At 73.6% G+C, this 12870-nt stretch carries 11 protein-coding genes and 1 pseudogene; 9 read left to right on the top strand and 3 right to left on the bottom strand.

Annotated features, from left to right (window positions below; all coding sequences use genetic code 11):
- Positions 1–4: 4 nt before the first annotated feature.
- Complete coding sequence (locus AC2RP6_RS19140) at positions 5–2329, bottom strand: bifunctional SulP family inorganic anion transporter/carbonic anhydrase (RefSeq protein ID WP_486447295.1); 2325 nt, start codon at positions 2327–2329, stop codon at positions 5–7.
- Between the two features lie 237 nt (positions 2330–2566).
- On the opposite strand from AC2RP6_RS19140, the gene AC2RP6_RS19135 reads away from it, so the two are divergent.
- A complete protein-coding gene (locus tag AC2RP6_RS19135; RefSeq protein WP_486447294.1) occupies positions 2567–3868 on the top strand; it encodes a polysaccharide deacetylase family protein in 1302 nt (433 codons plus the stop codon).
- On the opposite strand, the gene AC2RP6_RS19130 is transcribed toward AC2RP6_RS19135, so the two are convergent.
- On the bottom strand, positions 3822–4880 hold the full coding sequence (locus AC2RP6_RS19130; RefSeq protein ID WP_486447293.1) for an ATP-binding protein: 1059 nt from the start codon (positions 4878–4880) through the stop codon (positions 3822–3824). The genes AC2RP6_RS19135 and AC2RP6_RS19130 overlap by 47 nt on opposite strands.
- A 108-nt stretch (positions 4881–4988) precedes the next feature.
- Between AC2RP6_RS19130 and AC2RP6_RS19125 the strand changes: the two genes are divergently transcribed.
- Entirely contained in the window at positions 4989–5810 is an 822-nt protein-coding gene (locus tag AC2RP6_RS19125; protein WP_486447292.1) for a Fic family protein, read from the top strand.
- Between the two features lie 399 nt (positions 5811–6209).
- Here AC2RP6_RS19125 and AC2RP6_RS19120 read toward each other — a convergent pair whose 3' ends face one another.
- On the bottom strand, positions 6210–7040 hold the full coding sequence (locus AC2RP6_RS19120) for an HAD family hydrolase (RefSeq protein ID WP_486450379.1): 831 nt from the start codon (positions 7038–7040) through the stop codon (positions 6210–6212).
- A 531-nt stretch (positions 7041–7571) separates the two neighbouring features.
- Here AC2RP6_RS19120 and ssd point away from each other — a divergent pair.
- The 7 genes and pseudogenes from ssd to AC2RP6_RS19085 all read left to right on the top strand — a co-directional run bounded on the left by ssd (position 7572) and on the right by AC2RP6_RS19085 (position 12657).
- A pseudogene (gene ssd, locus AC2RP6_RS19115) lies at positions 7572–8779 on the top strand (septum site-determining protein Ssd).
- Positions 8776–9924 carry a TadA family conjugal transfer-associated ATPase gene (locus tag AC2RP6_RS19110; protein ID WP_486447291.1) on the top strand — a complete coding sequence of 383 codons (1149 nt, stop codon included), beginning with the start codon at positions 8776–8778 and terminating at the stop codon, positions 9922–9924. The pseudogene ssd and the gene AC2RP6_RS19110 overlap by 4 nt, the downstream one beginning before the upstream one ends.
- Positions 9921–10808 (top strand): type II secretion system F family protein, encoded by an 888-nt coding sequence (locus AC2RP6_RS19105; protein WP_486447290.1) that lies wholly within the window; start codon positions 9921–9923, stop codon positions 10806–10808. Before AC2RP6_RS19110 ends, AC2RP6_RS19105 begins: the two co-directional genes overlap by 4 nt.
- Positions 10808–11581 (top strand): type II secretion system F family protein, encoded by a 774-nt coding sequence (locus tag AC2RP6_RS19100; protein ID WP_486447289.1) that lies wholly within the window; start codon positions 10808–10810, stop codon positions 11579–11581. The genes AC2RP6_RS19105 and AC2RP6_RS19100 overlap by 1 nt, the downstream gene beginning before the upstream one ends.
- 47 nt (positions 11582–11628) lie before the next feature.
- Entirely contained in the window at positions 11629–11826 is a 198-nt protein-coding gene (locus tag AC2RP6_RS19095; protein WP_486447288.1) for a DUF4244 domain-containing protein, read from the top strand.
- Between the two features lie 25 nt (positions 11827–11851).
- The gene (locus AC2RP6_RS19090; RefSeq protein ID WP_486447287.1) at positions 11852–12199 is read left to right on the top strand and encodes a TadE family type IV pilus minor pilin; all 348 of its coding nucleotides are present in this window, start codon (positions 11852–11854) and stop codon (positions 12197–12199) included.
- Entirely contained in the window at positions 12196–12657 is a 462-nt protein-coding gene (locus AC2RP6_RS19085; protein ID WP_486447286.1) for an Rv3654c family TadE-like protein, read from the top strand. The genes AC2RP6_RS19090 and AC2RP6_RS19085 overlap by 4 nt, the downstream gene beginning before the upstream one ends.
- Positions 12658–12870 lie beyond the last annotated feature (213 nt).

Below are 12870 nucleotides of genomic sequence, written 5' to 3'. Positions count from 1 at the left end.
TTGGTCAGGCACAGCTGCTCGACGGCATCGGCGGGAGCCGGCCCGAGATCCGGGCCCAGGCGTGGTGGCGGCTGCCCATCCGCTCCAGGCTCGGCAGCCCGTGGCGCAACCAGCGGCGCAGCGGGGTCACGGGCGCGTCGGGCGTCGAGCTGAGCAGGGCCTGCATGGCACCGCAGCCCGAGTGCCCGCAGACGGTGATGCTGTCGACCTTCAGCACGTCCACCGCGTACTCGATGGCCGCCGCGACGGAGTCGTCCGTGGACTCGGCGCCGGGCAGCGGCACGAGATTGCCGACGTTGCGGACGGTGAAGAGGTCTCCCGGGCCGCTCGCCGTGATCATGCTGGTCACCAGCCGGGAGTCCGCGCAGGTGATGAAGAGCTGCGAGGGGCGCTGCCCCTCGCGGGCCAGCCGGGCCAGCTCGTCCCGTACGTGCGGTGCGGTGTCCCGCTGGAAGGCGCTGATCCCGCTGGCCAGTTGGCCGGCGCCGCGCCGCCGGCGCGCCGGCGAGAGCTCCGGCGTTCCGTCGCCCCGGGCCGCGTCCTGCCCGTCCGTGGCTGCTGCTGCCGCCGTGGACGCGGCGGTGGCGGCACGGGTGCTCGTCGCGCGGTGGTCGCAGTGGTTCTGCCATGGGGTCCAGGGGCGGCAGCACGCGTGCGTCCCGCGGTGCTGGCCGCGACGGGACCGGTCCGACCGGTCGGGGCGGCCGCCCGGGTGGTCGGCTTCGGCGTGGGGGGTGACGTGGCCGCTCCCGGTGCCGTCGGCCCCGTCCGCCGCGTCCGGCCCGTCGGGGGATCCGGCTCCGCCGGCCGCGGCCGGGTCCGCCCCGGTGATGCGGGCGGCCTGCCCGGACCGGCCGGTGACCTCCAGGGTGCCCCCGTGGGCCAGGTGGGACTGCTGCCAGTCCTGGATCGTCTCGTACGCCGCGTGGTCCATGAAGGAGCCGTCGAGCTCGACCACGGCGTGCGCGTCGTGCGGGATCTGGTTCAGTGCCCGGCTCAGCCGCGGCACCGCCAGGAAGGTCAACTGCCCGCGAGCCCGCACCCGGTGGACCCCGCCGTCCAGGTGCTCCAGACTGATCCGGGTCCGGGCGAGCCGGTGCAGGGCCAGCGCGACGGCCACCGCGATGCCCACGGCCACGCCCTCCAGCACTCCGCCGAGCACCACTGCGACGATGGTCGTCCCGTAGACGAGGGCCTCCCGGTGCCGGGTGACGCTGCGCAGGTGCGTGATGTTGACCATCTGCACGCCCACCGCCATCACCAGGGCCGCCAGCGTGGCCAGCGGAATCAGATCGAGCAGCGGGACCAGCAGGAAGGCCGCGAGCAGCACCCAGAAGCCGTGCATCATCGACGACTTCCGGCTCGCCGCACCGGACTTGACGTTCGCCACGCTGCGCACGGCCACACCGGTGATGGGCAGCCCGCCCAGGGCTCCGGAGACGATGTTCGCCGCGCCCTGGCCGCGCAGTTCGCGGTCGAGGTCGGCGCGCGGCGGGCGGTCGTCCGTGCCCCGCTCGGAGGCGATCAGCTTGTCGGTCGCGACGGCCGAGAGCAGGGACTCCACGCTCCCGACCAGGGTGATGGTCAGGACGGCGGCGATGAGCCCGAGGACCGGCCCCTCGGGCATCTCGGGAAGTGCGTGGCTGCGCCAGGACGGCAGGTCCACCCGGGGCAGGCTGAGCCCGGCCAGAGCGGCGAAGGCGGTGGCCGAGGCGACGGCGGCGAGGGGCGCCGGCAGCTTGCGCAGGGCGCGGCCGGTCCGTCCCGGCAGCCGCGGCCAGCCCAGCAGGACGATCAGGGTCAGGGCGCTGACCCCGAGCGCCACCGGGTGCAGGTCGGCCAACTGCGCCGGCAGGCCGAGCACGTTCGCCACGGCCGAGCTCTGGGGTGTGCCGCCGAGCACGATGTGCAGCTGGGCCAGTGCGATGGTCACGCCGATGCCCGCGAGCATGCCGTGCACGATGGCCGGGCTGACCATGAGCGCGGAGCGGGCGGTGCGCAGGGCGGCGAGGCCGAGCTGGCAGATCCCGGCGAGCACGGTGATGGCGCACGTGGTGCGCCATCCGTACCGCTGGATCAACTCCGCGGTGACCACGGTCAGTCCGGCGGCGGGTCCGCTCACCTGGAGCGGAGCGCCACCGAGGCGTCCGGCCACGATCCCGCCCGCCGCGGCTGCGACCAGACCCGCCTGGAGCGGGGCCCCGGTGGCCAGGGCGATGCCGAGGGAGAGCGGCATGGCGATCAGGAAGACGGCGATGGAGGCGGAGAGGTCCGCCGGGAAGTCCTTGCGCACCGTGCGGGGCGCGCGGGTGGGGGAAGTGGCTGTCATCGGGTCCCGTCTCCTCTGGGATGAGGGTCGAAGGGGCGGGAATCTCAACACTCGGTAAATGAACGGTAATGGAGAGTAAAGATGAGTGGTGGAGAATTCGGGCAAATGGCTTACGAATTAGCACCCAGGAGTGATTAAGCATTTTGTCCGGCTTGTCATACCTTCCTCACGGTGGACCGCATGGGACGTTGCGGCGCGGAAGTCCTGCGATGGAACTGCGAGGGAGAGGTGGGGCGGATGATCGCCGCCACGAAGAAGATCGCCGGCGGCCTGGTCGCCACGGCGCTGGTCCTGGGTGTGGCCGGGTGCACCGCCTCGGAACCCGCGAAGTCCCCGCCCGCCGGCGGTCCGAACGCGCGGAAGGGCGCTGCCGAGGCTCCCGGCAGTGTCAACCGCCCCATCGGCGACGGTTCGACCGCGTACACCGGCCCGCAGCCGAACGTCGTGAAGCCGCAGAAGCTGAAGCCCGGTGAGAAGCCCCCGCAGTTCGTGGTGTTCTCGTGGGACGGGGCCGGCGAGGACAGCCAGAAGCTGTTCTCGCACTTCCGCGAGGTCGGCAAGAAGTACAACGCCCGCATGACGTACTTCCTCAGCGGCGTGTACATGCTTCCGGAGGAGAAGCGTTTCCTCTACACCGCCCCCCAGCATGCGCCGGGCCGCTCCGACATCGGTTTCGGTGACCTCCAGGGCATCAAGGACACCGCCGCACAGGTCCGCGGGGCCTGGCTGGAGGGCAACGAGATCGGCACCCACTTCAACGGCCACTTCTGCGGGCCCGACGGCGGTGTCGGCACCTGGTCCGTGGAGGAGTGGAAGAGCGAGATCAGCCAGGCCAAGTCCTTCGTCAAGAACTGGAAGACCAACGCGGGCCTGAAGCAGGAGGAGGCGCTCCCCTTCGACTACGACAAGGAACTCGTCGGCGCCCGCACCCCCTGCCTCGAAGGCCAGAAGAACTTCATGCTGGCGGCGAAGGGCATGGGGTTCCGCTACGACTCCAGCGGGATCAGCAAGCAGATCTGGCCCAAGAAGACGGACGGGCTCTGGGACGTCCCGCTCCAGCTGGTGCCCATGCCGGGCCGTGCCTTCGACACGCTGAGCATGGACTACAACTACATGGTCAACCAGTCCGGGACGACGTCGCAGGGCGACCCCTCGCAGCACACCTACTGGGGCGACCAGATGCGGGACGGCCTGCGGCAGGCCTTCGACCGCGTCTACCAGGGCAACCGGGCGCCGCTGATCATCGGCAACCACTTCGAGTCCTGGAACGGCGGCACCTACATGCGTGCCGTCGAGGAGTCGATCAAGGGCATGTGCACCCAGAAGGAGGTCCGCTGCGTGCCGTTCCGGGAGCTGGTGGACTGGCTGGACGCCCAGGACCCGAAGGTCCTGGAGTGGATGCGCACCCTCGACGTCGGCGAGGCACCGAAGGAGGGCTGGACGAAGTTCCTGACGGCGGGGCCGCCGGCGCCGCCGGCCGCCCCCGCGGGCGTCAAGCCGGCTGCGGAGCCGGCCGAGGGGTCTGGGGACGAGGGCTGACGATCTCCTCGACGCCCGCGCCGTCGTCGAACGCATCGAGGGCGTCGAGGCCTTCGCGCAGGACGAAGTCGGGGTCGACCTGTTCCGCCAGGTCGGCACCCGTCTTGGTGTTGCCCCAGCTCTCCGCGTTCTTGAGGTGGAAGTCCACCATCTGCTCGGTGTACCGGGCCCAGTCGCGGTGCGCGTAGGAGTCGTCGGCGGCGTCCTGCAGCGCCTGGAGGGCGAACCGGTTGGTCGCCTCCAGCAGTTCGAAGGGCGCCGGGCGGCCCTTCTCCATCGCCCGCACCCAGTCGGAGTGCCCGACGGTGACGAGCAGGTCCTCGCCCACCTCGTCCTGGAGGAACTCGATGTCCTCGGGGCCCTGCACCTTGTTGCCGATGACCTTGAGCGCGACGCCGAAGTCCCGGGCGTACTCCTTGTACTGGCGGTAGACGGAGACGCCCTTGCGGGTCGGCTCGGCGACGAGGAAGGTCACGTCGAAGCGGGTGAACATGCCCGAGGCGAAGGAGTCCGAGCCCGCCGTCATGTCGACGACCACGTACTCGTCCGGACCGTCGACGAGGTGGTTGAGGCAGAGCTCGACCGCCCCGACCTTGGAGTGGTAGCAGGCCACGCCCAGGTCGGCCTCGGTGAACGGCCCGGTGGCCATCAGCCGTACGGGGTCCCCGTCGAGCAGGACCGTGCGCGCGCAGGCCTCGTAGACCGGGTTGTCCTCGGTGACGCGCAGCAGGCGCGAGCCCCGTCCGGGCGGAGTGGTCTTGATCATCGTGTCGGCGGACGCGATGCGCGGGTTGGAGCCCCGCAGGTACTCCTTGATCAGGGGCAGGTGCGCCCCCAGGGCGGGCAGCGCGGCGGCCTCGTCCTCGGCGAGCCCGAGCGCTGCGCCCAGGTGCTGGTTGATGTCGGCGTCCACCGCGACGACGGGGGCTTCGTTGGCGGCGAGGTGGCGGATGAAGAGGGAGGACAGGGTCGTCTTGCCGCTGCCGCCCTTTCCCACGAAAGCGATCTTCATGTTCACCAAGCGTAGTGGGTAAGTAGCACTGTGTTGTCAAGCTGAGTGAAGAAGACCACTCCAAGGAGGGGTCGGTACCGTGCTCGCGCGGTCGTAGGCTCCCTACTTATGAGTAGCGCTTCTGACCCGTTGGCCGCCCTGGCCGGGCTGCCGGGTGTCGCCGATTCCGTGGATTCCGTACGCAAGGCCGTGGACCGGGTCTACGGGCACCGGGTGATGCGCCGCCGCAGCGGTGAGATCACCTCGGAGGCCGCGCTGCGCGGCGCCCGTGGCAGCGCGGCGCTGTCCGGGGCGGACTGGGCGCTGGAGGAGGTGCGCCGGCGGACCGACTTCGGCTCCGAGCCGGAGGCGCTGACCGTGGGCGCCGCCCTGCGCCTCACGGCGGAGGCCGGCCAGCTGCTGAGCATCTGGCGCCAGTCGCCGCTGCGGGTCCTGGCGCGCCTGCACCTGGTGGCGGTCGGCTCGACGGCCGAGGGGGACGTGGTGGGACGTCCGCGCCTCGCGGGCGAGCCGGTGGACGAGCCCCTGGTGGAGTCTCCGTTGCCCGATGCCGACGAGGTCGCCGGACGGCTGGACGGCCTCTCGCGGATCGTCATCGCGGGCGGTTCGGCCCCGGCGCTGGTGACGGCGGCGGTGGTGCACGGCGAGCTGCTGGCCCTGCGGCCGTTCGGCTCCTACAACGGGCTGGTCGCGAGGGCCGCCGAGCGCATCGTCCTGATCAACAGCGGGCTGGACCCCAAGGCGATCTGTCCGGCGGAGGTGGGTCACGCGGAGCAGGGGACCGAGGCCTACCTGGCGGCCTTCGGCGGCTACCTGTCCGGGACCGCGGAGGGCATGGCCGCCTGGATCGGTCACTGCGGTCGGGCGATCGAGCTCGGGGTGCGTGAGTCGACGGCCGTCTGCGAGGCGCTGCAGCGCGGCGCGGCCTGAGCCTGCGCGGGGCCCGCGGCCGGTCCGGGATCGGTCGGCCACAGGCCCCGACATGGGTTGCGGCGACACCGTCTAGCTCTGGTGTCGCCGCTGGCATTCACGCCCAGGTACCAAGCGTCCTCGAAATGTGCCCATCAGGTCGGGTGCTTTGCCCGCTACCTGGTGCGGCTGGCCCGTAATCGACGGGTCGACGTCGCGTGGGTGCTCGGCGTTCATGCTTCGGTCCGTGGGCCTTACTGCGTTTTAAAGATGATCCTCTCGGATGTTCTTTGGTCTCGCGGGCCGTTGCTTTATTTGTACTCCGCTTTGCTCCCGGGCGAAACCCCTGGCTCCACTTTTTACTTTCCAGGACGAGCGGGGATGAACCGGACAGCCCGAACCGGTACAGGTGGGGCCGTTTCAGGCGGACGCGGCCGAGAGGGCGGCCCGGCGCCGGCTCGCGTACCAGACCAGCCCGGCGGTGGCGGCGGCCGCGCCTACGGCGGCCGCCGCGATCAGTGCCGGGCGGGCCGGCATCGACAGTCCGGGGAGGCGCTGCTTGAGTCGCACCGGCCGGTTGAAGACCAGCACCGGCCAATCCCGCGCCGTGGCCTCGCGGCGCAGCGCACGGTCGGGGTTCACGGCGTGCGGGTGTCCGACCGCCTCCAGCATCGGGATGTCGGTCGCCGAGTCGCTGTAGGCGTAGCACCGGGAGAGGTCGTAGCCCTCGGACTCGGCGAGCTCCCGCACGGCCTCGGCCTTGGTGGGCCCGTAGGCGTAGTAGTCGATCTCGCCGGTGAAACAGCCGTCCTCGCCCACGACCATGCGCGTGGCGACGACCCGGTCGGCGCCGAGCATCTCCCCGATCGGCTCGACCACCTCCGCGCCGGACGTCGACACGATCACCACGTCGCGGCCGGCCGTGTGGTGGGCCTCGATCAGGGACGCGGCCTCGTCGTAGATGATCGGGTCGATGAGGTCGTGCAGCGTCTCGGCGACGATCTCCCGCACCTGCTGCACGTTCCATCCCTTGCAGAGGGCGGACAGGTACTCCCGCATCCGCTCCATCTGATCGTGGTCGGCGCCGCCGGCGAGGAAGATGAACTGGATGTAGGCGGTGCGCAACACGGCTCGCCGGTTGATCAGGCCGCCTTGGTAGAAGGACTTGCTGAACGTCAGGGTGCTCGACTTCGCAATGACCGTCTTGTCCAGATCGAAGAAGGCTGCGGTGCGGGGCGAGGAGTGCGGCAAGGGCTGATTTTCCACGCCCCGAGCATATGCGCCCACCATTCGGCGTAAGGTGTGGCGCGTGGGTTTGCCTGAGAGGGCTCTCGGGTACACCATGGAAGTCACGGATCGTTCGCGACCGTGCTAACCCGGTCTGGCTCCTCCCCCCCCGAGTCGGACCGTGGGGACGACCCCCGCTCTCCCCCCCGGCGGGGGTCGTCGCTTGTCCGGACGCGGTTCGCGTCCACGGCCTCGGCCCCGAACGACCATTCTCCTGGTCCTTCCTCTTCGGTGCGGCCCGTCCGCCGCACGCCCTCACCACGTCGAACTCGTCACGCTGCGTAGTGGTTCCGCCGCGCTCCGGAACTCACCTGTGAGGGTGACCGGGTTATTCACAATCGATGGGTTGTCCACAGTTATTGGGCAAGATCCACTTCTTTTTCCGGATCGCTGCACGGTGATTCCAGCCGCGAAGTCCGCGGCGCTGGGATTTGCAGTGAGAAGGGGGCGGAGATCGTGGCTCGATCGAAGTCGTGCGAAACGCCGAAGGCCGTGATGACCGGAAGGGCGGCGGGTGGGGAGAGGGCGGCTGCGGGAGCGGTCGCGGCCGCGCCCGCCGGGGGGCGGCCGCTGATCATCACCGAGGACCCCCTGCTGCTGGACGACTTGTTGAGGCTGTGCGCGGCGGCGGGAGCCGATCCGCACGTGCTGCACGCACCGCCGGGCTGTGGTGGCGGGGGCGTCGAAGCGGAGGCCGCTCCCGAAGCGGGCGACGGTGCGGCGCCGGTTTCGCCAATTGGCCTCAATGAAACGGGAATTGGCTGGGAGTCGGCCCCACTGGTGCTGGTCGGGGACGACGCCGCGCGCCGCGTGCGGGGCGCGCCGCGCAGGGCCGGGGTCTTCCTCGTCGGCCGGGACCTCGACGACCCCCTCGTATGGCAGCGGGCCGTGGAGATCGGGGCGGAGGGGGTGCTGCGCCTTCCCGACGCCGAGAGCCGGCTCGTGGACCGGATCGCCGACGTCGTCGAAGGGGCCGGCCGCCCGCCCTCGCGGTCGGCGTGATCGGGGGCAGCGGCGGGGCGGGAGCCTCCACCCTCGCCTGCGCCCTGGCCGTCCGGGCCGCCCGCGCGGGTGAACGGACCATGCTCATCGACGGTGATCCCCTCGGCGGCGGCATGGACGTGCTGCTCGGCGGCGAATGCGCCGAAGGGCTGCGGTGGCCGGACTTCGCGGCTTCCCGGGGGCGGGTGGGCGCCGGTGCGCTGGAGGAGTCCCTGCCCGAACTGCACGCGCTGCGCGTGCTCAGCTGGGACCGGGGGGACCGGGTGGTCGTGCCGCCCGCCGCCGTGCGGTCGGTGGTCGCCGCTGCGCGCCGCCGGGGTGGCGTGGTCGTGGTCGACCTTCCCCGCCGGGTGGACGAAGCGGTGGCCGAGGTGCTGTCCCAGCTCGACCTGGTGCTGATGGTCGTCCCCGGCGAGCTGAGGTCGGTGGCCGCGGCGGGCCGGGTGGCCGCCGGGGTGCGGATGGTGGCCCGGGACGTCCGCGTCGTCGTACGGGGACGCTGCCCCGGCGGGCTGGATCCCGAGGACGTCGCCGGGCTGCTGGGGGCGCCACTGGCCGGTGAGGTGCCGGTCGAGGTGGGACTCCCGGGGCGGGTGGCCGAGGGGGAGCCGCCGGGGTCGCAGGAGCGCGGAGCCCTGGCCCGATTCTGCGACGGCTTCTGGCAGCGGGCCCTCGGCGCCGCCCAGGGGGTGCCGGCATGAGCGCCGTACTGCTGGACGCGGTGCGCAGGCGGCTCGCCGAGAGCGGGGCGGAGCCGACGCCGGCGCGGGTCGCGGCGGCCCTGCGCGCCCAGGGCAGGCTCCTGGGCGACGCGGAAGTGCTGGGAGCGGCGGCCGAGTTGCGCTCCGAACTGGTCGGCGCGGGTCTCCTGGAGCCGCTGCTGGCCGATCCGGCGGTGACCGACGTCCTGGTGGCGGCCCCCGACCGGGTGTGGGTGGACCGCGGCGGCGGACTGGAGCTGACCGGGGTGACCTTCGCCGACGCGGGGGCCGTGCGCAGGCTCGCCCAGCGGCTGGCCGCCGTGGCCGGCCGGCGACTTGACGACGCCCGGCCGTGGGTGGACGCCCGGCTGCCCGACGGGACCCGGCTGCACGCCGTGCTGCCGCCGGTGTCGGTCGGCTCGGCCTGCCTGTCGCTGCGGGTGGTGCGACCACGGGCGTTCACGCTGGAAGAGCTGGTCGCGGCGGGCACGCTGCCGCCCGGCGGGCAGCGGCTGCTCCGGGACATGGTGGAGGCCCGGCTGTCGTTCCTCGTCTCCGGCGGAACGGGGACCGGCAAGACCACCCTGCTCAGTGCCTTGTTGGGGCTGGTGGGGCCCGCCGAACGGATCGTGCTCGCCGAGGACTCGGCCGAACTGCGCCCCGACCATCCGCACGTGGTGCGGCTGGAGACCCGCCCGGCCAACCAGGAGGGGGCCGGTCTGGTCACTCTGGCGGACCTGGTCCGCCAGGCGCTGCGGATGAGGCCCGACCGGCTGGTGGTCGGCGAGGTGCGCGGAGCCGAGGTGGCGGACCTGCTCGCCGCCCTGAACACCGGCCACGAGGGCGGCTGCGGCACGGTGCACGCCAACGCCGCCGCCCATGTCCCGGCCCGGCTGGAGGCGCTGGGCACGGCCGCCGGACTCGACCGGGGCGCCCTCCACAGCCAGTTGGCCGCCGCGCTGACCCTGGTACTGCACCTGGTGCGGGACCGGGAGGGGCGGCGCCGGGTGGCCGAGGTGCACGTGCTGGAGCGGGATCCCGCCGGACTGGTGGTGACCGTGCCCGCGCTGCGGTGGGGCGCCCGGGGTTTCGTACGGGAGCAGGGCTGGGAGCGGCTGCGGCCACTGCTGCGGGGTGCCCGGTGAGCGCCGGGGCGGGGCTGCCCGTGCCGCTGTTCGCCGGGGTGTTGTGCGCGGGCGCGGCCGTCTGGGGAAGCGCCGGAGGCGACCGTGTGTCCCGGCGGGCCCGGGCGGTACTCGCCGGAGGGGGGCGGGCGCCGCTCGGGTGCGGGCCGCCGCGGCGCGAGGTGCTGCTGGGCGCCGTCCGGGTGCGGGCCGAGCGGTGGCGGGAGTGGGCCTGCCTCGGGGGCGCCCTGGTGATCGCGGTCCTGGGCGGGTCGGTGCTCCCGCTGCTGGCGGGAGCGGCCGCGGTGCCCCTGGTACGGAGATGGCTGCGGGTGCGGGCGCGCGAGCGGGCCCGGTCCGCTCGGGCCGCCGAGGTGGTGGCCCTGTGCGGGGCGACCGTGGGAGAACTGCGGGCCGGGGCTCAGCCCGGCCAGGCACTGATGGCGGCCCTGCGGAGGACGGCCGCGGCTCCGGGCGGGCCGGGTGCGGCCGAGGCGGGGGTACTGGCGGCTGCGGCATTCGGCGGGGACGTGCCCGGAGCCCTGCGGCAGGCGGCGCGGGAGCGGGGGGCGGAGGGGCTGGCCGGGATGGCCGCCTGCTGGCGTGTGTCGGTGGACGGAGGAGCGGGGCTGGCCGCCGGACTGGACCGGCTGGAGGGAGCCCTGCGGGCCGAACGGGACCGGGAGGAGTCATTGCGGGCCCAGTTGGCGGGGGCGCGGTCGACGGTGCTGGTGCTCGCCCTGCTGCCGCTGGTGGGCCTCTTGATCGGTACCGGCCTGGGCGCGGATCCGCTGCGGGTGCTGCTGCACACGCCCATGGGATGGGGCTGTCTGGCGGCGGGCGGGGTGCTGGAGGCGCTGGGGCTGCTGTGGTGCCGGCGGATCGTCCGGGCGGGGGAGCGGTGATGGGCGGGCTCTTCGTCCACAGGCTGGGGATCGTTCTGGGCGTGGCGGCGGCCCTGTGGATGGTGTCGGCCATGGTGGCGCGGGTCCGGGCGCGTGCCGTCCGGCGCAGGACCGCCGCACTGCTGGGGGCGCGCCCCCGGCCGCGCGGGCCGGTGGCCGGTGCCGCGCTGCGGCGGGCGGCGGTGGCGTGGGCCGGTCCGGGCGGGGCGGTGCTGGCGGGCTGGGTGCTCGTGGGCGGGGTGGCCGGGGTGGTGGTCGGCTGCCTGCTGGCGGTCGGGGTGGGGCGCTGGCAGGCCCGGCCACGACGGCCGGCCGGGCTGGATCCGCGGGAGGCGGAGCGCCAGCTGCCGTTCGCCGCCGACCTGCTGGCCGCGTGCCTGGCGGCCGGAGCCGGGCCGGTGGAGGCCGCGGAGGTGGTGGGCGAGTCGCTGGGTGGCCCGGTGGGCGAGCGGCTTGCGAGCGCCGGGGCGGAGCTGCGGCTCGGCGGCGAACCGGGCGCCGGGTGGGGAAGGCTGGCGGAGATACCGGGGGCCCGGGCGCTTGCCGACTGCTTGGAGCGTGCCGCCCGGACCGGGGCGCCCGCGGCGGAGCCGATGTCCCGGCTCGCCACCGGGCTGCGGGAGGAGCGGGCCCGCCGGGCCGGAGCCAGGGCGCAGCGGGCGGCGGTCCTCGTCACCGCCCCGGTGGGGCTGTGTTTTCTCCCCGCTTTTCTCTCGATCGGGGTCGCGCCGGTGGTGATCGGTATGGCCTCGGGACTTCTCTCCAGTCACTGAAGTCGCATTGACCACACATCAAAAACGGAAATACACAGGAGGTTGCCATGAGGATCATCTGGTTTCGTGTGCGGACGGCGCTCGGCGGTCGCCGGAGCGACGCGGGGATGTCCACTTCGGAATACGCCATGGGCACGATCGCGGCCTGCGCATTCGCGGCTGTTCTCTACAAGGTGGTGACGAGTGAAGTCGTCGCCACGGCCCTTCAGTCGACCATCGGGAAGGCACTCGATGTGCCGTTCTGAGGGGAAGTCCCGGGGAGCCCGTGGAATGCGCGACCGTGGATATGTGACGGCCGAGGCCGCCCTGGTGATTCCGGCGCTGGTGCTCTTCGCGGCCATGCTGGTGTGGGCGCTGATGGCGGCCGCCGGGCAGATCCGGTGCGTGGACGCGGCCCGGGCCGGTGCCCGAGCGGCGTCGAGGTCGGAGCCGACGGAGGTGGCGGTGGCGGCGGCTCGCGAGGCCGCGCCACCGCGGGCGCGGGTGGAGCTGGAGCGGGTGGGCGATCTCTGGCGGGTGCGGGTGATGGCGCCGGCTCCGGGGCCGGCCGGGGTGCCGCTGAGGCTCGGCGCGCAGGCGGTGGCGCTCGCCGAGGACAGCGTGGGGCCGCCGCCGTGAGCCGGGACCGGGGCTCGGCGACGGTCTGGGCGGCGCTCGTGGCGACGGTGCTGGGGGCTGTCTTCGGGGGCGTGCTGCTGCTCGGACAGGCCGTCGTGGCCCGCCACCGGGCGGCGGCGGCAGCCGACCTGGCAGCGCTCGCGGCGGCGGCGACCTGGGCGCACGGCCCGGACACCGCCTGCGGCACGGCGCGCCGGGTGGCCCGGGCGCAGGGTGCGGAGCTTGCCGTGTGCCACGTCGGCGGCGAGGTCGCCGAGGTGGAGGCTCGGGTCTCGGCGGGCCCCTTCACCCCCGGCATCCGTGCCCGCGCAGGCCCGCCCCGAGACCCACCGCCCCGAGACCCACCGCCCCGAGACCCACCGCCCCGAGACCCACCGCGCCGAGACCCACGGCCCCGAGACGCACTGCCCCCAGACGCACCGCGCCGAGACCCACCGCCCCCAGACGCACCGCCCTGAGCCCCGGCGGGACTGCGGGCCGGCAGCCGTCCCGGCGCGGCCACGGACACGCCCGGACCGGCAGCCGGCCCGGAGCGGCCGAGGACACGCCACCCGACCCGGCAGGCCGGCCCGGAGCGGCTGGCGACACGCGCGGGCCGCCGGGCGCCCTGGGGCCTACCGTTCCCGCTCGCCCCCCGGCGGGTGGCGGTCCAGGGCAGCCGGGGCCTCGGC

This window comes from Streptomyces sp. WAC03905 (assembly GCF_057371075.1).
Note: the sequence above shows the minus strand (reverse complement) of the source record. Positions and strands in the feature narration are given on the sequence as shown.

Bases quoted from the DNA above. Each gene is read 5' to 3' on its own strand.
- AC2RP6_RS19100 (WP_486447289.1), top strand. From the start codon at position 10,808: ATGGGCGGGCTCTTCGTCCACAGGCTGGGGATCGTTCTGGGCGTGGCG.
- AC2RP6_RS19110 (WP_486447291.1), top strand. From the start codon at position 8,776: ATGAGCGCCGTACTGCTGGACGCGGTGCGCAGGCGGCTCGCCGAGAGC.
- AC2RP6_RS19140 (WP_486447295.1), bottom strand. From the start codon at position 2,329: ATGACAGCCACTTCCCCCACCCGCGCGCCCCGCACGGTGCGCAAGGAC.
- AC2RP6_RS19135 (WP_486447294.1), top strand. From the start codon at position 2,567: ATGATCGCCGCCACGAAGAAGATCGCCGGCGGCCTGGTCGCCACGGCG.
- AC2RP6_RS19090 (WP_486447287.1), top strand. From the start codon at position 11,852: ATGCGCGACCGTGGATATGTGACGGCCGAGGCCGCCCTGGTGATTCCG.
- AC2RP6_RS19095 (WP_486447288.1), top strand. From the start codon at position 11,629: ATGAGGATCATCTGGTTTCGTGTGCGGACGGCGCTCGGCGGTCGCCGG.
- AC2RP6_RS19125 (WP_486447292.1), top strand. From the start codon at position 4,989: ATGAGTAGCGCTTCTGACCCGTTGGCCGCCCTGGCCGGGCTGCCGGGT.
- AC2RP6_RS19130 (WP_486447293.1), bottom strand. From the start codon at position 4,880: ATGAAGATCGCTTTCGTGGGAAAGGGCGGCAGCGGCAAGACGACCCTG.